The organism is Microbacterium sp. NPDC058342, from assembly GCF_042723935.1.
In the GTDB taxonomy this organism is placed as follows: domain Bacteria; phylum Actinomycetota; class Actinomycetes; order Actinomycetales; family Microbacteriaceae; genus Microbacterium.
This window is the reverse complement of record NZ_JBHXID010000001.1, coordinates 857,582-876,782: the sequence shown is the minus strand read 5'-3', so window position 1 is coordinate 876,782 and position 19,201 is coordinate 857,582. Positions and strand designations below refer to the sequence as shown.

General features: G+C 71.0%; 16 protein-coding genes and 1 riboswitch. Of the genes, 11 read left to right on the top strand and 5 right to left on the bottom strand.

Annotated elements, in window-relative coordinates; genetic code table 11:
• Positions 1-50 precede the first annotated feature (50 nt).
• The 4 genes from ACFWHT_RS03895 to ACFWHT_RS03880 all read left to right on the top strand — a co-directional run bounded on the left by ACFWHT_RS03895 (position 51) and on the right by ACFWHT_RS03880 (position 4,898).
• Positions 51-1,679 carry an OPT/YSL family transporter gene (locus ACFWHT_RS03895; protein ID WP_378825652.1) on the top strand — a complete coding sequence of 543 codons (1,629 nt, stop codon included), beginning with the start codon at positions 51-53 and terminating at the stop codon, positions 1,677-1,679.
• A 41-nt stretch (positions 1,680-1,720) separates the two neighbouring features.
• Positions 1,721-2,794, top strand: a complete 1,074-nt coding sequence (locus ACFWHT_RS03890; protein WP_378825649.1) for a hypothetical protein — start codon at positions 1,721-1,723, stop codon at positions 2,792-2,794.
• Positions 2,791-4,083: an alpha/beta fold hydrolase gene (locus tag ACFWHT_RS03885; protein WP_378825647.1), complete on the top strand. Its 1,293-nt coding sequence runs from the start codon at positions 2,791-2,793 to the stop codon at positions 4,081-4,083. Before ACFWHT_RS03890 ends, ACFWHT_RS03885 begins: the two co-directional genes overlap by 4 nt.
• 77 nt (positions 4,084-4,160) lie before the next feature.
• Positions 4,161-4,898, top strand: a complete 738-nt coding sequence (locus ACFWHT_RS03880; protein WP_378825645.1) for a DUF6882 domain-containing protein — start codon at positions 4,161-4,163, stop codon at positions 4,896-4,898.
• A gap of 1 nt (position 4,899) precedes the next feature.
• On the opposite strand, the gene ACFWHT_RS03875 is transcribed toward ACFWHT_RS03880, so the two are convergent.
• Positions 4,900-5,787: a bifunctional methylenetetrahydrofolate dehydrogenase/methenyltetrahydrofolate cyclohydrolase gene (locus ACFWHT_RS03875; protein WP_378825643.1), complete on the bottom strand. Its 888-nt coding sequence runs from the start codon at positions 5,785-5,787 to the stop codon at positions 4,900-4,902.
• Positions 5,784-7,058: a serine hydroxymethyltransferase gene (gene glyA, locus ACFWHT_RS03870; RefSeq protein WP_378825641.1), complete on the bottom strand. Its 1,275-nt coding sequence runs from the start codon at positions 7,056-7,058 to the stop codon at positions 5,784-5,786. Before glyA ends, ACFWHT_RS03875 begins: the two co-directional genes overlap by 4 nt.
• A gap of 35 nt (positions 7,059-7,093) precedes the next feature.
• Positions 7,094-7,177: riboswitch (ZMP/ZTP riboswitch) on the bottom strand.
• A 40-nt stretch (positions 7,178-7,217) separates the two neighbouring features.
• Between glyA and ACFWHT_RS03865 the strand changes: the two genes are divergently transcribed.
• The 6 genes from ACFWHT_RS03865 (at position 7,218) to ACFWHT_RS03840 (ending at position 14,545) form a co-directional block, all read left to right on the top strand.
• Positions 7,218-8,750 (top strand): beta-N-acetylhexosaminidase, encoded by a 1,533-nt coding sequence (locus ACFWHT_RS03865; RefSeq protein ID WP_378825639.1) that lies wholly within the window; start codon positions 7,218-7,220, stop codon positions 8,748-8,750.
• The gene (locus tag ACFWHT_RS03860; RefSeq protein ID WP_378825637.1) at positions 8,747-9,922 is read left to right on the top strand and encodes an N-acetylglucosamine-6-phosphate deacetylase; all 1,176 of its coding nucleotides are present in this window, start codon (positions 8,747-8,749) and stop codon (positions 9,920-9,922) included. Before ACFWHT_RS03865 ends, ACFWHT_RS03860 begins: the two co-directional genes overlap by 4 nt.
• 380 nt (positions 9,923-10,302) lie before the next feature.
• The gene (locus tag ACFWHT_RS03855) at positions 10,303-12,420 is read left to right on the top strand and encodes a sigma-70 family RNA polymerase sigma factor (RefSeq protein WP_378825634.1); all 2,118 of its coding nucleotides are present in this window, start codon (positions 10,303-10,305) and stop codon (positions 12,418-12,420) included.
• 10 nt (positions 12,421-12,430) lie between these two features.
• Positions 12,431-12,799, top strand: coding sequence for a YrdB family protein (locus ACFWHT_RS03850; RefSeq protein WP_378825632.1), 369 nt, complete (start codon positions 12,431-12,433; stop codon positions 12,797-12,799).
• A complete protein-coding gene (locus ACFWHT_RS03845; RefSeq protein ID WP_378825630.1) occupies positions 12,796-14,157 on the top strand; it encodes an FAD-binding oxidoreductase in 1,362 nt (453 codons plus the stop codon). The genes ACFWHT_RS03850 and ACFWHT_RS03845 overlap by 4 nt, the downstream gene beginning before the upstream one ends.
• Positions 14,150-14,545, top strand: a complete 396-nt coding sequence (locus ACFWHT_RS03840) for an NUDIX domain-containing protein (RefSeq protein WP_378825629.1) — start codon at positions 14,150-14,152, stop codon at positions 14,543-14,545. The genes ACFWHT_RS03845 and ACFWHT_RS03840 overlap by 8 nt, the downstream gene beginning before the upstream one ends.
• Before the next feature lie 45 nt (positions 14,546-14,590).
• On the opposite strand, the gene ACFWHT_RS03835 is transcribed toward ACFWHT_RS03840, so the two are convergent.
• From ACFWHT_RS03835 to ACFWHT_RS03825, 3 genes are read right to left on the bottom strand one after another with little or no spacing between them, the layout of a single operon-like run.
• Entirely contained in the window at positions 14,591-15,370 is a 780-nt protein-coding gene (locus tag ACFWHT_RS03835; RefSeq protein ID WP_378825627.1) for a glucosamine-6-phosphate deaminase, read from the bottom strand.
• The gene (locus ACFWHT_RS03830) at positions 15,363-16,319 is read right to left on the bottom strand and encodes an ROK family protein (RefSeq protein ID WP_378825625.1); all 957 of its coding nucleotides are present in this window, start codon (positions 16,317-16,319) and stop codon (positions 15,363-15,365) included. Before ACFWHT_RS03830 ends, ACFWHT_RS03835 begins: the two co-directional genes overlap by 8 nt.
• Positions 16,316-17,488 (bottom strand): ROK family protein, encoded by a 1,173-nt coding sequence (locus tag ACFWHT_RS03825; RefSeq protein ID WP_378825624.1) that lies wholly within the window; start codon positions 17,486-17,488, stop codon positions 16,316-16,318. The genes ACFWHT_RS03830 and ACFWHT_RS03825 overlap by 4 nt, the downstream gene beginning before the upstream one ends.
• Positions 17,489-17,658: 170 nt before the next feature.
• Between ACFWHT_RS03825 and ACFWHT_RS03820 the strand changes: the two genes are divergently transcribed.
• Positions 17,659-19,110, top strand: a complete 1,452-nt coding sequence (locus ACFWHT_RS03820; RefSeq protein ID WP_378825623.1) for a L,D-transpeptidase — start codon at positions 17,659-17,661, stop codon at positions 19,108-19,110.
• Positions 19,111-19,201 lie beyond the last annotated feature (91 nt).

The window sequence follows — 19,201 nt, the reverse complement described above, 5'->3', positions numbered from 1 at the left end:
CCGTGCTCGCACACTGGCTAGGTCACCGCCGACACGTAAGGACCACCCGCATGAGCTCCCACACCGACACCGGCGCATTCATCAGCGAGAAGACGCCCTCCCGACACCCGCGCGCTCTCGAGCCGACCACGCTGATCGTCACCATCCTGCTGAGCGTCGGAGGCGCCGTCATCGGCCTCCACCTCGTCACGACGCTGGGCATCTCGGCGAACACCTCGGTGATCGGCGCCCTGGTCGCGATGGTGATCGGACGCCTGTCCTTCCTCGGGCTCGGTCGCTTCCGCAGCACTCACCGTCAGAACCTGGCCCAAAGCAGCATCTCGGGCGCCACCTTCGCCGCGGCCAACTCCCTGCTCACACCGATCGCCATCCCTTTCGCGATCGGCCGACCGGATCTCGTGTGGCCGATGCTGATCGGCGCCTCCTTCGCGCTCCTGGTGGACGGGTTCATCCTCTACCGGGCCTTCGGCTCGGAGTTCCTCCCCGCCACCGCCGCCTGGCCTCCCGGAGTCGCCGCGGCCGAGACGATCAAGGCGGGAGACCGAGGCGGTCGCCGCGCGCTGATCCTCGCGGGTGGCGCCGCGGTCGGCGTCGGAGCGTCGTTCTTCGGGCTGCCGATGTCGGCGTTCGGCGTCGCGTTCCTCGGCAACGTCTGGGCCCTGTCGATGTTCGCTCTGGGACTGGTGACCAACCAGATCGTCCCGGCCACCACCGGAATCTCCCTCTCGGCTGCGTACATTCCCCACGGAGTCATGATCGGCGCGGGCGTGGTCGCCCTGTTCCAGGCCGCGCGGATCCTGCTCTCCAGGCGCACCGAGCGACTGTCCGTCGACGCCGAGAGCACGGCCGACCCCTCCGTCGTCGCGACGGTGTCGCGACGCTCGCTGCGCGCCATCCTGCGCAACGGCTTCGCGCTCTATCTGGGCGGCGCCGTGCTGCTGGCCGTCGTCGGCGGCCTCTGGAGCGAGCTGCCCTGGTACGCCTTGATCGGATGGGCGCTCTTCGCCGCCGTGGCCGCCATCGTGCACGAGCTCATCGTGGGTCTCGCGGCGATGCACTCCGGATGGTTCCCGGCATTCGCAGTGACCCTGATCTTCCTCGTCATCGGTCTGCTCATCGGCATCCCCGTCGTGCCTCTCACGATGCTCATCGGCTACTGCGCCGCCACCGGTCCGGCCTTCGCCGACATGGGCTACGACCTCAAGGCGGGGTGGATCCTGCGTCGCGGCGAGCGTCCCTACACGGCGTTCGAGCTGGACGGCCGCAAGCAGCAGTTCATCTCATCGGTCATCGGCTTCCTCGTCGCGATCGCGATGGTCGCGATCCTCTGGCAGCCATTCTTCGCGAACGCGCAGATCCCTCCCGTGTCGAAGGTCTTCGCCGACACGATCACGCAGGGTCTCACCGACCCCGGCATCTGGCTGACCCTGGCGATGTGGGCCATCCCCGGCGCTCTGATCCAGCTCGTCGGCGGCGCCTCCCGGCAGATGGGCGTCATGCTCGCCACCGGGCTGCTGATCGCGACGCCCTGGGCGGGAGTGCTCGTCATCATCGGTCTCGTCGCCCGCGTCATCTGGGAGAAGTGGCGCGGCGAGAAGGGCCACAACGAGATCGTCCTGTTCGGCGCCGGCGTCATCGCCGGCGACGCCGTCTGGGGCACCGCTCAGGTCTTCAAGTAAACCCCCGGTCGCCACGGGCGGCCCCGCACGAAGGAGAGAAAGTGGAAGTCGTCAGCCGCATCGAAAGCCGGCCCGAGTACCTGAACTTCGAGGCCCAGCGCGGCGCTCGGACGCTGATCGAGGAGATCATGCTGGTGAAGCCGGGCGAGAACGTCGTCATCACGGCGGACACGGCATCCGATCAGCGCGTCGTCGACGTCACCGCCGCCGCGGCCTTCGCCGCCGGGGCGAACCCCGTCGTGATCCGTTACCCGACGAGTTCGACGAGTGCGGCCGAGCCTCCGGCCCCGATCGCCGCGGCCGTCGCCGCCGCGGACGTGTGGATCGAGTATCAGCTCGGTTACATCATGCACTCACACGCGTTCCGCGCGGCGCTGGCAGGCGGTGCCCGCTACATCAACCTCACCGGTATGGACGTGCAGATGCTGGTCGACACCGTCGCACGCGTGGACTACGCCGAAGTGACCGAGCTGGGCTGGGCGCTGGTGCATCTGATCGAGAAGGCCGACGAGATCCGCATCACCAGCCCGGCGGGCACCGACGTCACCGCCAGGATCGGCGGCCGTCCGATCAACCTCCGCGGCCTGCCGGCGACCCAGCCCGGCCAGTCGGTCATGCTCTCCGGCCAGATCTCCTTCAACCCGCTGGAGGAGACCCAGAACGGGACCGTGGTGTTCGACGGCGGCGCCTGGCCGCCGAACGAGCTCGGCCTGCTGAACAGCCCGATCCGCTGCACCGTCGAGAACGGCGTCATCACCGAGCTCACCGGCCCCGGCACGGATGCTGCGGTGTTCGCCAACTGGATGGCGTCGCACGACGACCCGAACATGTACCGGCTCGCGCACTGGAGCCTCGGTTTCAACCCGGGCGTGCCTCAGCTCACCGGTCGCATCGTCGAAGACGAGCGCGTCTTCGGCACCGTCGAATTCGGCATGGGCACCAAAGGCGCCTGGATCGGCGGCGAGCCGTGGGAGGCGGCAGCCCATACGGACGCGAGCATGAATCTCCCGTCGATCCACCTCGACGGCGAGCCCCTCGAGGTGGACGGCCGCTACGTGCATCCCGAGATCGTGGCGATCTGCGCGCGCATGGGCGTCGAGGGATACTCGGCGTGACCTCAGCGTCGCTGATCTCCTCCCCCGCCCGGCGCGTGGGAGAGCTGGTCGTGGTCGAGCACCGCCTGCGGGTGCCGCTCGACCACGCCCTGCCGGGCGGCGAGCAGATCGAGGTCTTCGCGCGTGAGGTCGCCTCGGTGGCGGGTGCGCGCAGCGATCTCCCACTGCTCGCCTGGTTCCAGGGTGGTCCCGGAAACCGCGCCGACCGGCCTCTGAACGCGTCCGGCTGGCTGGGCCGCGCACTGGAGCAGTTCCGCGTCGTGCTGATCGATCAGCGCGGCACGGGACTGTCATCGCCCGTGTCGCGCGCCACGATCGGGGGCCGCACCCCTCAGCAGGTGGCCGAAAGGCTCACGCACTTCCGCGCTGACGCGATCGTCGCCGACGCGGAGGCGCTGCGCGTCGCGCTCGGTGCGCGCACCTGGAGCATCCTCGGGCAGAGCTTCGGCGGTTTCATCGCCACCAGCTACCTGTCCCGTCACCCGCAGTCGCTCGACAGGGCCCTCATCACCGCCGGCCTTCCGACGCTGAGCGGCGACCCGGACGAGGTGTACCGCCGCACCTACGCGCAGACCGCGCGCCGCAGCGACGAGCTCTTCGAGACCCACCCCGGTCTCGAGCAGCTCTGCCGTGACGTCGTGCAGCATCTCGAGGAGCACGACGAGCGGCTCCCGACCGGCGAGCGACTGACACCGGAGCGCTTCCAGTCCCTCGGGATCCAGCTCGGCTCGCAGAGCGGCTTCGCCGCGATCGCCTACCAGCTGGAGTCCGCCTTTGCGCCGACCCCGGCCGGACGACGGCTCAGCGACGCGTTCCTCGTCGAGGCCGGGGGCGTGCTGTCGTTCGGGCGCAACCCGCTGTATGCGGTGCTGCACGAGTCGATCTATTCCGACGGGCGACCCACCCGCTGGTCGGCGCACCGGATGCGCGCGGAGTCGCCGGAGTTCAGCGCCCGTACCGACGGCGCGTTCCGTTTCACCGGCGAGATGATCTTCCCGTGGCTGTTCGTCCAGGACCCTGCCCTCGTGCCCTTCGCGGAAGCCGCCGAGGCCCTGGCCGAGCACGACGGCTGGACAGCCCTGGTGGATCGCGCGGCGCTCGGCTCCAACGAGGTGCCGGTCGCCGCGGCCGTGTACCTCGACGACATGTTCGTGCCTGCGGACCTGTCCCTCGAGACGGCGTCCGCCATTCGCGGCATCCGCCTCGACGTGACCAACCGCTATCAGCACGACGGCATCCGTCAGGACGGACCCGCGATCCTCTCGCGACTCCTGGATTCGCTGCGCTGACAGCATCCGGGTGAAGACGGTCGGACGGTCATCCATCCGCATGGCGCAGGCATAGCATCGCCCGCCAGACTGGGGCGATGACCTTCGAGACGCTCGAGGCCCTCGCTGATCGGGCCGCCCTGTTCACCGCCCTCCGCCAGGACCAGCTCGCCGAGGCGACGGATGCTCTCGGCGAGCACCGCTGGGACGCTGATCTGGAAGCGGGCACCTTCACGTTCGCATCCACGGACCACCCGGAGCGCACGCTGGTCGCGAGCCCGCACCTGATCGCCTCGATCGCGCCGGGTCCGCGTTCGCTGATGTGGTCCTGGGCCCTTCCACAGGGCGATCGCACGGGAACCGGCGGGCGTCTCCGCGCCTACGGCGAGGAGCACGGCATCCCGGCGCTCACCGAGGGCGAGGTCGTCTTCCCCGACGACACCGGAGACGACCTCGACACGTGGATCGCCGAGCTCGCGCACGTGATCGCGGGCGCGGCAGTCGAGATCACCGGGTTGTCGCCGTACTATTCCGCTCCGGCGGGCGGCACGAGGGCCGTGCTGCTGCTGGATGCTCCGATCGACCCGCTCACCGTGAGCGCCGCCGTGCCGAGAATCCCCCGCATCCTGTCCGGTCTCGCTCTGCGAGATCCCCGCGCATCGGTCTGGGATCTGGCGAGGCTCGCCGGCTGGCGGCTGGAGTGGGTCGGCGACGGCTTCACGGCCGCGACCATCACGGATGCCACCGGCTCCGCCACATTCCGCTTCGACGAGTACGCGCGCATCACCGGCATCGAGGGCTCCCTGACCGGCGGCGCACCCGCCGCATCCGCCTGACCTACGCCCGGTCAGCCCAGCGCTCGGCCGCCTCGACCACGTTGGTCATGAGCAGCGCGACCGTCATCGGGCCGACGCCGCCGGGGTTCGGCGAGATCCAGCCCGCGACCTCGGCGACATCCGGGTGCACGTCGCCGTAGACCTTGGACTTGCCGGTCTCGGCGTCGGTCTCGCGGGTCACGCCCACATCGAGCACGGCCGCACCGGGCTTCACATCCGCCGCGGTGATGAGATGCTTCACCCCGGCGCCGGCGACGATCACATCGGCCTGGCGCAGATACGGCGACATGTCGGGCGTGCCGGTGTGCACCTGAGTGACCGTGGCGTTGATGGCGCGACGGGTGAGCAGCAGCCCCATCGGGCGCCCGATCGTGACGCCTCGTCCCACGACGACGACGTGCTTGCCGTTCAGCTCGAAGTCGTTGCGCAGCAGCAGCTCGATCACGCCCCTCGGCGTGCAGGGCAGCGGAGTGTGGATCGGGCCGTTCACGTTCAGCACCAGCCGGCCGAGGTTGGTCGGGTGCAGGCCGTCGGCGTCCTTCGCGGGATCGATGCGCTCGAGGATCGCATCCGTGTCGAGATGCTTCGGCAGCGGCAGCTGCACGATGTACCCGTGGCAGTCGGGATCGGCGTTGAGCTCGTCGATCACCGCTTCGACGTCGGCCTGCGTCGCATCGGCGGGCAGCTCGCGCTGGATCGAGTTCATCCCGACAGCCTCGGACTGGCGGTGCTTCATGCCGACGTACAGCTGGGACGCCGGGTCCGCCCCGACCAGCACGGTGGCGATGCCGGGAACGATCCCTCGCTCGCGCAGCGCTGCGACCCGCTCGGTCAGTTCGCTCTTGATCGCCGCTGCGGCAGCCTTCCCGTCCAGGATCCTCGCGGTCACTGCTGCAGGCCCGGGTACAGCGGGAACGCTTCGGCGAGCGCGTCCACGCGGGCGCGCAGCGACTCGACGTCGGCACCGGGCTGCAGCGCCAGCGCGATGATGTCGGCGACCTCGGTGAACTCGGCATCCCCGAAGCCGCGCGTGGCGAGCGCGGGAGTGCCGATCCGGAGTCCGCTGGTGACCATCGGAGGACGCGGATCGTTCGGGACGGCGTTGCGGTTGACGGTGATGTGGATCTCGTGCAGCAGGTCCTCGGCCTGCTTGCCGTCGATCTCGGCGTCGCGCAGGTCGACGAGCACCAGGTGCACGTCGGTGCCGCCCGAGCGCACGGCGATGCCGGCGTCCTTGACGTCCTGCTGGGTCAGGCGGTCGGCGATGATCGCGGCGCCGCGCAGCACGCGCTCCTGGCGCTCCTTGAACTCCGGCGTCGCGGCGAGCTTGAAGGCGGTCGCCTTGGCTGCGATCACGTGCATGAGCGGGCCGCCCTGCTGGCCCGGGAAGACCGCCGAGTTGATCTTCTTGGCGATGTCGGCGTCGTTGGTGAGGATGAATCCCGAGCGCGGTCCGCCGATGGTCTTGTGCACGGTCGAGGAGACCACGTGCGCGTGCGGCACCGGGTTCGGGTGCAGTCCCGCCGCGACCAGTCCGGCGAAGTGCGCCATGTCGACCCACAGCAGGGCGCCGACCTCGTCGGCGATGGCACGGAAGGCGGCGAAGTCGAGCTGGCGCGGGTAGGCCGACCAGCCCGCGATGATGACCTTCGGCTTGTGCTCGAGGGCGAGCGCACGCACCTCGTCCATGTCGATCTTCGAGGTCTCGGGGTTCACGCCGTAGGCGACGATGTCGTAGAGACGGCCCGAGAAGTTGATCTTCATGCCGTGGGTGAGATGGCCGCCCTGGTCGAGCGAGAGACCCAGAAGGGTGTCACCGGGGCGCGCGATGGCGTGCAGCACCGCCGCGTTCGCGGATGCCCCGGAGTGCGGCTGCACGTTCGCGAACTCCGAACCGAACAGCGACTTCGCCCGCTCGATCGCCAGCGACTCCGCCACGTCGACCTCTTCGCATCCGCCGTAGTAGCGGCGACCCGGGTAGCCCTCGGCGTACTTGTTCGTGAGCACCGAACCCTGCGACTGCAGCACCGAGACGGGTACGAAGTTCTCGGACGCGATCATCTCGAGATACGTGCGCTGGCGGTTCAGCTCGCGCTCCAGCACCTCGGCGATCTCGGGATCGACCTCGGCGAGCGGGGCGTCGAAGTAGCGGTCGGTCATGGCGATCTCCTGTTCACACGGGGAAAGGGGTGTTCCTCATCGGCCCAGGCGCGCGGTCGATTCCTCAGAGGGCCGCTCCCCGGTGGTGACCCACCCAGACGCCAGTCGCGACCCGAGAAGCCTATCGGATCGCCCCCGGGTGCACGGTAGGTTTTGTTCATGGTCCTTACTGAATCGCTGCCGCTGATTCCCCTGCCGAACTCGGCGGTGCCGGGCGAGGGTGCCCTGCGGTTGACCGACGCGACCCGGGTGCATGGCGAGCCCTCGTCCGCGCGCATGCTCGTCGACGCGATGACCCGGCGCACGGGGATGCGGCTGGAGATCGCCCCGGATGCCTCCGGCCCGGCCTCAGGCGACATCGTCCTCCGCGTCGATCCCGCCGCCGGCGCTGCCGAGGGCTACCGGCTCGTGATCGCCGACGACGCCGAGATCGTCGGCGCGGACTCCGCCGGTCTCGCCCACGGCGTGCACACGCTGCTGCAGCTGCTGCGCGAGGACGACGACGGCTGGGCGCTGCGGCACGCGGTGGTGTCCGATGCGCCGCGCTTCGCGTACCGCGGGGTGATGCTCGACGTCGCCCGCCGCTTCTTCCCCGTCGACGAGGTCAGGACCGTGATCGACCGCGCCGCGGCGCTGAAGTTCAACCACCTGCACCTGCATCTCAGCGACGACCAGGGCTGGCGCATCCACATCGACTCCTGGCCGCTGCTGTCGCAGCGCTCCTCCACGGCGAGCGCGACGGGCGATGGGTCACTCGCCGGCGGCGGATGCTACAGCAGGGCCGACTACAGCGAGATCGTCGCGTATGCGGCATCCCGCCACATCACCGTCGTCCCCGAGATCGACATGCCCGGTCACACGCACGCGATCGGCGTGGCATACCCCGAACTGGTCGAGGCGCCGGTGATGAACGAGCACCTGCTCGACGACGCCGCACGGCTCGGTCACGCTCTGCCGGAGGCGGGCGTGCCGTACACGGGCTGGGGCGTCGGCCACTCCAGCCTGCGCATCCGCGAGGAGCGCACCTACGACTTCGTGCGCGACGTGCTCACCGAGCTGGCCGAGCTCACCCCCGGCCCCTATCTGCACATCGGCGGAGACGAGTCGCTGGGCACGTCGGCCGAGGACTTCGCGTACTTCGTCGGGCGCGCCACCGAGATCGTCTCGAGCCTGGGGAAGACTCCGGTCGCCTGGCACGAGGCCGGCGCGGCGCCCGGTCTCGCATCCGGCACGGTCGGTCAGTTCTGGGGTGCACTGACCCCCGAGGCCGCGCACGCGGCCCAAGCCGCGCGTTTCGTCGAGCGCGGAGGGCGACTGATCCTCTCGCCCTCGGACGCCGCCTACCTCGACATGAAGTACGACGAGCACTTCCCGATCGGTCAGGACTGGGCCGGGGTCATCGACGTCCAGAGGGCCTACGACTGGGAACCCGTGACGCTGCTCGACGTCCCGGCATCCGCCATCGCCGGCGTCGAGGCCCCGCTGTGGACCGAGACGGTGCGCAGCCTGGCGGATGCCGAGCAGCTGATGCATCCGCGCCTGGCGGCCGTGGCGGAAGTCGCCTGGTCGGCCCCGGGTCCGCAGCGCTCGTGGGCGTCGTTCCGCGAGAGACTGGGGGCGCAGGCGCCGGCCTGGCGCGCCGACGGCATCCGATTCCACCCCACCCCCGAGATCCCCTGGAGCGACAGATGACCACGACCACAGACTTCCGCGGCTCGCGCGTGATCCACTCCGTGCGGATCGTCGACGGAGACGGCTCGGTCACCGAGGACGGCTGGGTGCGGTTCGACGACGGCGTCGTCGCCGGGCGCGGCACCGGATCGACCTGGACGGATGCCGACGACGTCGTCGATGCGGGAGCAGCGGCCGGAGCCGGCGCCGTGCTCGCCCCCGGGTTCGTCGACATCCACGGGCACGGCGGCGCCGGCGCAGCGTACGACGACGGCGCCGACGCGATCCGCACCGGGCGCGCCATGCACCTCTCCCATGGCACGACCCGTGCGGTCATCTCGCTGGTCACTGCGACAATCGATGAGCTCGTGACACAGGTCGCCGCGATCGCCGATCTCGCCGAGACCGATGCCGGGATCCTCGGCAGCCATCTGGAGGGCCCGTTCCTCGACCCCGGGCACCACGGAGCGCACGAGCCGTCGCTGCTGCGCCATCCCGACGCCGCCGACATCGCGCGCCTGCTGGAGGCGGGCCGGGGCACCGTCCGCCAGGTCACCCTCGCCCCCGAACTGCCGGGCGGGCTCGACGCGGTGCGCCAGATCGTGGCGGCGGGCGCGGCGGTGGCCGTCGGGCACACGGATGCCGATGCGGAGGTCGCCCGCGCCGCGTTCGAGGCGGGCGCCTCGATCCTCACGCATGCGTTCAACGCGATGAACGGCATCCATCACCGCGCGCCGGGGCCGGTGCTCGTCGCGGCGGCCGATCATCGCGTGATCCTGGAGGGGATCGCCGACGACATCCACCTCGATCCGCACGTCGTCAAGCTTCTCTTCGACGCGGCGCCCGGGCGGGTGGCGCTGATCACGGATGCGATGGCCGCCGCCGGCAGTGCCGACGGACACTACGATCTGGGCGCGGTGAAGGTCACCGTCAAGGACGGGGTCGCGCGCGCCGACGACACCGGTTCGATCGCGGGATCCACGCTCACGCAGGACGTCGCGCTGCGCCGTGCGGTCGCGGCGGGCGTGGCGCTGCCCGAAGCGGTGCGGGCGCTGACGTCCACGCCGGCGCGCGCGGTGGGCCGCGGCGCCTCGCTCGGATCTCTGCGACCCGGGTACGTCGCCGACGCGGTGCTGCTGGATGGCGACCTGGGCGTGCGCGCCGTGTGGACGGGCGCCGCCCCGACCCGGTGAGCCGCCGACCGACAGCGGGCCCGGCATGGGAGAGGCCGCCGTGTCCCCACACGGCGGCCTCTCCTCCCCCTGAGCCGACCGGCCCGGATGCTCCTCCCCCGAGGCTCCGTGCCGACCATGTCTCTCGATGCAGTACCCCCGCATCGACGTCCTCCGCGACCGCCCCCCGGTGGCGCTTCGGACATGCTCTACGAGAAGAGACGGCACCGCGCTCGTTTCATTACGCGGGTTCACGGATTTTTCTTGCGGCGCCTGCGGAGCGGCTCCGCGAGTTGTCCACAGGGGTGGCCCCGGCTCCCTTTTTGGGGTGAGAATGGAGAAGACGCGTGATGAAACGACCATCCACGCGTCTCTTCATGTGAGAGCGTTCCCGTGAACGCATGACGAGGGAAGACGTGGACGACCAGAACCCATCGCGGCCGGCGACCGGCGACGCAGATCTCGTGCTGCGCACCCGTTCGGGTGACGCCGAGGCCTTCGGCGAACTCTGGCGACGCCACTACCGGTCGGGGCTCACCGTCGCACGCTCCGTGACCTCGTCCATCGACCCCGACGACCTGGTGCAGGAGTCGTACTCGCGCATCTATCAGGCCATCCTCAAAGGCGGCGGCCCGAACGGGTCGTTCCGTGCGTACCTGTTCACGAGCATCCGCAACACCGCCGCCGCCTGGGGTCGCGCGCGCCGCGAGACGGCCATCGACGAGCTCGAGACGGTCGCCGACCCGACGAGCACCGAGGCCGCCGCGAACGAGGAGCTCGACCGCGGACTGACCGCGCAGGCGTTCCGCTCGCTCCCCTCCCGGTGGCAGGAGGTGCTCTGGTACTCCGAGATCGAGCAGATGAAGCCGGCCGCCATCGGCACCCTGCTCGGCATGAGCGCCGGGGCGGTCTCGCAGCTGACCTTCCGCGCGCGCGAAGGACTGCGCGAGGCGTGGATCCAGGCGCATCTGCGCAGCGTCGGTGAGGGCTCCGAGTGCGAGTGGACGATCGGCCAGCTCGGGGCGTACGCCCGGGGCAACCTCGGCGTCCGCGCGCAGCAGCGCGTGGAGCGTCACCTCGACGACTGCGCCCGCTGCATGATCGTGGCGGCCGAGGCGAAGGATGTCTCCAGCAGGCTCGCCCTCGTGCTGCTGCCCCTCGTGCTCGGCGTCACCGGCGCCTCCGCTTACCTGGCGACCCTGCAGGGCGGCGGAGCACCGATCGTGGCACTGGCCGCGATGCCCTCGAGCGTCGTCGAGGGCGCGGTCGTCGTCTCGTCCACCGGCGGCGCGGCAGCCGCCGGCGCGGTCGGAGGCTCCTCCGCATCCGGCACGGCCGGTGCCGGCACCGCGGGCTCAGGCGGAGCGAGCGGCACGGGTGCACTGAGCGGCATCGGTGCCCTCGTCGGTGCGGGATCGGCCGCCCTCGTCGTCGCCGGCGTCGTGGCCGCAGCCGCGGTGGTGCCCGGGATGCTCAGCGGTGCTCCGGCGACCTCGCCGCCGAGTGCCTCGGAATCGGCGCCGTCGATCTCTTCGGAGGTAGCGCCCGACGCGACCATGTCCGCGGACGATCCGCTGATCATCGACGTCGACGAGACCGCGCCGCCGACGCAGCAGGCGCCCGAGGCCGAGATCGAGGCGGATGACGACATCCAGGCGCCGCCGCAGAGCACGGATGTCGCACCGCCCGTGCCCGTCGACCCTGCGCCCGCCGAGCCCGAGACGGAGCCCGGTGGTGGCGACGGAACCCCTGGCACGGACCCCGGCACGCAGGAGCCGGGCACGGACCCGGGGACGGAAGAGCCGGGCACGGATCCGGGGACCGACCCGGGGACGGAAGAGCCGGGCACGGATCCGGGGACCGATCCCGGCACGGACCCGGGGACCGATCCCGGCACGGACCCTGGGACCGACCCCGGGACGGAGGAGCCCGGCACGACGGAGCCGGTCAGCATCACCTGGGGCGCCGCGACCGTGCATCGCACGAACGACGGCCGCACCCATTACCTGGTGCCCGTGACCGGGACGCCGGGCGCCACCGTCCAGGTCTGGATCGACCGCGACTCCGCGCGCAGCGACGAGATCGTCCTCGGCGAGAATGGCACGGCGACCGCGCATCTGCGGCCCAACTTCGCCGACGTGCTGTTCAACGCCTCCGTCGGGTTCCGCTACGTCGTCGACGGCGTTCCCGGCGACTGGAGCACCACCAGACTCTGGTCCCTGGGGAACCCGCTCGATGTGAGCCCGCCGCCCGCCGAGAACGACGCCGACGAATCCGCCCCGGAACAGCCTGCGGCCCCGGCCCCGGCCCCGGCCGAGACGGCGACCCCCGCTGAGACCGCAGCCGGCCCGGAGGAGCATGCGCCCGCCGAGGACGACTCCGCGGACGCCACTGCTCCCGTCCCCGCGACGACCACCGAGAGCCCCACGGAGGACCACGAGGACGACTCCCCCGTCTCCTCCTCCCTGCCTGCGGCTCCGGAGACAGCCGAGTCCGAGGGCGACGCACTCGCCGAATAGACTTGACGGCATGCCACAGGATTCCGTCGTCGACCCCGGCGTGCGCCCCGCCGTCACCCCGCTCGATCTCATCCGCGTGGTGGTGCTGTTGGTCGCCCTCGCGACTCTCGCCCTGTGGGGCTTCGGCAGCTGGCCGATGCCGTGGAGCGTCGTGATCGGCATCGGCGCTCCCGTGGTCACGCTGCTGGTCTGGGCCCTGTTCCTCTCGCCACGTCCGGTGCTGCGACTGCATCCGTTCCTGCGCGCCGCCGTCGAGCTGCTCATCTACGCCGGCGTCACGCTGGCATGGTGGTCGCTCGGCCAGGCGTGGGCGGGCATCGCCTTCGCCGTGGTCGCCGTCGCGGCCGGAGTCATCGCCGGGCGACGCGCACTCGCATGAACGTCGTCGAGCGGCTCACGCAGGAGATGGGCGAGATCGTCGACACGACCGCCGAGACCCTCGAGACCGCTCGAGCCGATCGCAGCGGGCACCGCTCGCCCGGGCGACCGCTGGCCGTCGTGCACGCGCGCACCGTCGACGACGTGCAGCGCACGATGCGCATCGCCTCGGCCACCGGCACCGGAGTCGTCGTGCGCGGTGCCGGTACAGGCCTCGCCGGTGCGGCGAACGCCGGTCCCGGTGAGATCGTACTGTCGACCGCGCGCATGGATCGTCTCGTCGAGGTGCGCCCGGATGACCTGCTCGCGGTGGTCGAGCCGGGCATCCTCAACGCCGCCCTCAACGCGCAGCTCGCCGAGCACGGGGTGTGGTGGGCGCCGGACCCGGCCAGTCGCGACATCTCCACCGTGGGCGGGAACATCGCCACCGGCGCCGGCGGGCTGCTGTGCGCCAAGTACGGAGTCGTGCGCGACGCGGTGCTCGGCGTGGATCTCGTGCTCGCCGATGGGCGCCTGCTGCGCCTGGGTCACCGCACCGTCAAAGGTGTCACCGGCCTCGATCTCACCTCGCTCGTGATCGGCTCCGAGGGGCGGCTGGGCGTCGTCGTCGGCGCGACGCTGAAGCTGCGGCGGCTTGTCGAGGGCGGCGTGTGCACGCTCACCGCGACCTTCGCATCGGTGCGTCAGGCCGCAGCCGCGTCGGCTTCGGTCACCGCGGCGGGCATCCAGCCCTCGATCATGGAGCTGATGGATGCCGGGGCCCTGGCCGCCGTGCACGCCCTGCTCGACCTGCCCTCCCCTGCGGCGGGCTCCGCGCAGGTGACGATCCAGACCGACGGTCCCGCGGCGCGCGACGATGCGGCCCACGTCGACGCCCTTCTCCGCGCAGCGGGCGGCTCGGTGGCGATGACCGCCGACGCCGTCGAGGGCGCACGGCTGCTCAGCATCCGCCGAGCGGTGCATCCGGCACTGGCCGCGCTCGGCACCACCCTTATCGAAGACGTCGCCGTGCCGCGCAGCGCCATGCCCGCGATGTTCGACGAGATCGCCCGCATCGAGCAGGCGTACGGCATCAGCATCCCGACCGTCGCGCACGCCGGCGACGGCAATCTGCACCCGAACTTCATCTTCGAGGGCGATCAGGTGCCCGAGCACATCTGGGCGGCCGCCGACGAGCTGTTCCACGCGGCGATCCGTCTCGGCGGCACGCTCACCGGCGAGCACGGTGTCGGCACGCTCAAGAGCCGCTGGCTCGCCGCGGAGCTCGGCGACGACCAGTGGCGCATTCAGCGCGATCTCGTCCGCGTCTTCGACCCGCAGGGCATCCTCAACCCGGGAAAGGTGTTCGTCGATGCCTGACATCCGCGTCAGCGCCGCCGTCATCGTCGATGCCGCCGGCCGCGTGCTCGTCGTCCGCAAACGGGGCACGACCCGGTTCATGCAGCCGGGCGGCAAGCCCGAGCCCGGCGAGACGCCCGCCCAGACCCTGATCCGCGAGCTCGACGAGGAGCTGTCGCTGCGCGTGGCCGAATCCGACCTCGAACCCCTCGGCACCTTCGTCTCGGCGGCCGCCAACGAGCCGGACCACCGGGTGATCGCGGATGCCTTCGCGCTGCGCGCCGAACCCGGAGACGTCGTCGTTCAGGCGGAGCTCGCCGAGTTGCGATGGCTGGAGCGAGGCGATCGCACGAGCGTTCCCCTCGCTCCGCTCAGCGAGGAGCACCTGCTGGCCTTCGCCTGGCGCTGACCACGATCGGCCGGTGCCCGGCTCACCCCGCGCGGAGCGCGCCGATCAGAGCCCCTGCCACGCCGGCTTGTTGGCGTACGTGTACCGGTAGTAGTCCGCCAGCTGCAGCTTGGATGCCGCCGCCTCGTCGACCACGACCGTGACGTGCGGGTGAAGCTGCACCGCCGAGCCGGGGATCATCGCACTCACCGGACCCTCGAGCGCCGCCGCGATCGCGTCGGCCTTGCCCTCCCCGAAGGCGAGCATCACGAGGTGCCGGGCTCGCAGGATCGTCCCGAGGCCCTGCGTGATGCAGTGCCGGGGCACATCGTGGATGGAGTCGAAGAAGCGCGCGTTGTCCTCGCGCGTCTGCTCGGTCAGCGTCTTGATGCGGGTGGTCGACGCGAACGACGAGCCCGGCTCGTTGAAGCCGATGTGCCCGTCCGTGCCGATCCCGAGGATCTGCAGATCCACTCCGCCGGCGGCGACGATGGCCGCGTCGTAGTCGTCACCGGCGTGCTCGACCGTCTCCACCGATCCGTTCGGCACGCGCACCCGCTCGGGGTCGAGGCCGAGGGGTTCGATCACCTCGCGCGTGATGACCGAACGGTAGCTCTCCGGGTGCGCCGGGTCGATGCCCACGTACTCGTCGAGTGCGAAACCGCGCAGATGCGAGACGTCCCGGCCCGCCAGTCGCGGACGCAGCGCCTCGTACACGGGCAGCGGAGTCGATCCGGTGGCGAGGCCGAGAACGGGCGCGGCGACGGTGTCGATCAGACGCACGATCTCGTCGGCGACCAGCGCACCGGCCGCGTCCTTGCTCTCGACGATGACGACTTCAGCCATGGACGATGATCTCCTCTTCTTGTGCGGTGGCGCTCACCGCGGCAGTACCCAGCAGGGCGGCCCCGAGTGCCGCCACCGGCGACGCGGCCGGCAGAATCTCGATTCTCTCATCGAGGCGCAGCGACTGCAGGAACGGTGACGCCCCGGCGTCGTCGCGCAGCGCCCGGCGGATGCCCGGCTCGATCCGCTCGGCGAGCGCCGTGAGCCCGCCGCCGATGATCACGGTCTCGACGTCGGCGGTCAGAACCAGCGCGCGCACCGCCGCGGCGGCGCCCCGGAACAGGTCCTCGCGCAGCCTGCCCGCGAGGGCGTCGCCGGCGTCGGCGGCATCCAGGATGTCCTTCACGGGCAGAGCGCTCTCGCGACCCCACGCACGTGCCAGCGCGCCGCCGCCGCACAGCGACTCGATGCATCCGCGCTGACCGCAGCCGCACTCCCTGCCATCGGGGTCGACGACGAGATGCCCGACCTCGCCCGCCGTGCCGCGGGCCCCGCGCCAGATCCGGCCGTCGATGACGAGCCCGGCGGCGACGCCCGTTCCGAGGTTCAGGTAGGCCATCGGCTCGGTGACGCGTCGCAGCGCCGCGGCACCGAGAGCTGCGGCCTTGACGTCGTTCTCCACGAAGCAGCGCACCCCGGTCGCCTCGGCGACGATCCTCGCGATCTGCAGCGATTCGACGCCGAGATTCACCGCGTGCAGCACACGGCCGCCGTCCGCATCGACCAGCCCGGGAACGCCGATGCCGATGGAGCGGATGCCGCCGGACCCGTGTCCCAGGTCGTGACGCAGGCCGGTGACCGCGGTCAGGATGCCCCGGATGACGGCATCCGAACCCCATCCGGTCGGGATGCGCACCTCGGCTCGAGTGATGCCGGCGCCGTCCACGGCGATGCCGGCGATCTTCGTGCCGCCCACATCGAGCCCGATGCGCAGTGCCGCCTCGTTCACGACACGCCCAGCTGGGCCGAGAGCACCATGACGGCCGCACCTCGCAGCACGATGCCGTCCTGATCGCTGAGGCGCACGGGCACATCGGCGAACACGCCCTCGAGCGTGCGGGCGTGAAGCGCGCGCGTCGCCGCGTCGACGAAGACGCCCGCGAACAGTGATGGGGCTCCGGCGATCACGACCTCGGAGAGATCGAGCGCGGCGACGATCGGGGCGATCGCGATGCCCAGGCGAGCGCCGGCGTCCTCGAGGATCTCGCGGCGCCGCCCGGGATGCGCCGCGATCTCGGCGTTCAGGCGCGGCGCGTTCACCCATGCCTCCAGGCATCCGACGCGACCGCACACGCAGCGCGGCCCTCGATCGGTTCCCACGACGACGTGCCCGATCTCGCCGGCGGCGAACCGCGCTCCCACCAGCGGCTGCCCGCCGGCGATCAGGCCGGCTCCGACACCTCGACCGATGCGGATGAGCATCACGTCGGCGCGCGCCTCCGCGAAGGTGTATTCGGCCAGCACCGCCGCATTGGCGTCGTTGCGCACGAGCACCGGCAGCCCGAGATCCTCGCTCAACCGCTCCTCGAGCGGGAACTCAGTCCACGACAGGTTCGGTGCGCGCACGATCGTGCCGTCCGGCCGGACCACACCCGGTGTGCCCACGCCGATCCCGAGCACAGGACGGGTGACGGCGGCCGTCAGTTCACGGATGAGCCCCAGTGCGGTCGAGTAGGCGCGCTCCGCGTCCGCGCCAGGAGGGAACGGAGCCGAGCGCCTCTCGAGCATCCGCCCGCCCAGATCGAGCACCGCGCCGTCGAACGCCGTGGTCCCCGACAGGTCGACGCCGATGATGCGATGGCCGTCTCGATCGATGTCGATGACGATCGCCGGCTTTCCGGGGCCCGCGGCCTCGCGCACGCCGAGCTCGTGGATGATGCCGTCGGCGATCGACTCCGCCACCAGGTCGGATATCGTCACCCTGGTCAGGGCGGTCTCCCGAGCGAGGTCGGCCCTGCTCATCGCACCGCGGTGATACAGGGTCTGCAGGACCAGGGCGCGGTTGTGCGCCCTGGCCTGCTCCGGCAGCACCTTGGATGCGGAGCGGAGCCGGCCGCCGAGACCGAAGCCCGACGGATCGCCCGCCGGGCCGGGGCGCGCTGCGGGCGAGGCATCCATGTTTGTTAGTTCACCTTACGAACCCGGGTCGACGCAAGGAGCGCAAGCGGACGGGAGGCGCGGGTTACCGAAACGTTACTCCTCCCGGCCATTCCCCGCCGAAGGTCAGCCCTCTCGAGGCGAGCAGTCGCCTAGCATGAAGATGAACAGAGCTCTTGGGGGGTGAGTCCGTGACCGACGTGTTCTCCGGACCCGATACCGGCACGGTCTCGACGACCGCGCCCACTGCTGTGCTCCCGCCCGATGACGGCGAGCAGGCCTTCGAGTGGGCTCCGACCGAACCGGCCCCCCGCAAGCGCCGACTCGGGCTGTGGATCGGTCTGGGCGCGGGAGCGCTTGTGCTCGCGGCCGCAGGCGCATCGATGATCCTCATCGCCCCCGGCACCACGGTCGCCGGCGTGGCGATCGGCGGGATGACGCCCGGCATGGCGGCGGATGCGATCAGCAGTCGCCTCGCCGCGACCGAGATCGAGCTCACCGGCGCAGGGGACGGCGTCACGCTGAGCGGCGCCGATCTGGGCGCCGCGGTCGACGCGACCGCGCTCGCTGAGCAGGCGTTCGCCGACCGGCCCATGTGGAACGTCTCGACGTGGATGGGCGACGCCATCGGCGCCGAGGTCGCCCTCGATCCCGAAGCCGCCGACCGTGCACTGCGCGCGGCCGTGCCGGCGAGCTACGTCGACCCGGTCGACGCGACCGTCGCGTACGACAAGGGTGCCGACAAATACACCACCACGCCCGCGGAGTCCGGCACCGGCATCTCGATCGAGGAGCTGGCCGCGGCGTTCACCGCGGCGTCCGCGAAGGGCGAGACCGCGTTCTCGTTCCCCGGCGACGCCACCGAGGTCGTCCCCCTCATCACCGATGAGAAGGCCGCGGCGAAGGCGGAGCAGCTCAACGGAATGCTCGCCGACATCGGCTTCTACGTGGGCGAGGAGCGCACCGTTCCCGTCGCAGCCGACGTCGCCGCCACGTGGCTCAGCATCGATGCGGCGGACGGCGAGCTGACCGTCACGGCCGACGAGGCCGCGATCCGCGAGGCGGTGGGCAAGCTTCCCGAGCAGGTGGATCGCAAGGCCGTCGACGCCGTGACGATCGTGGACTCGCAGGGCAAGGTGCTGCGCACCGAGGTCGAGGGCAAGGACGGCCGCGTGCTGGGCGACACGGCCGGCGTCGCGGCGGCGTTCGCCGAGGGCCTCGCCGAAGGGCGGGCGTCGTACGAGCTGCCCGTGACCTCGACCCCGTTCAAGACGACCTCGACCTTCCGTCGTATCGAGGTGGACATCAGCGCGCAGCGGGTCTACCTGTTCGAGAACGACAAGGTCTCGCGAACCCTGGCGACGTCGACCGGTCTGCCCGGTACTCCGACGCCGCTGGGCCGCTTCCGCGTGTTCGGGCACACGCCGATCCAGGACATGGGCTGCTTCGAGGGGGCCTCGTACTGCACGCCGGATGTGCCGTGGAACACCTGGTTCGCTCCGAACATCGCCTTCCACGGCGCCTACTGGCACAACAACTTCGGGCAGCGGATGAGCCACGGCTGCGTGAACCTGCCGCCTTCCATCGCCAAGCAGATCTACGACTGGTCGCCGATGGGCCTCGAGGTCTGGGTGCACAGCTGATTGAGGCGAGTGCCGGCGAGCTTGCTCGTCCGGCCGAGCCGATTGAGGCTGTCGAGTGGCGAAGCCGCGAACACAGCTGATTGAGGCGAGT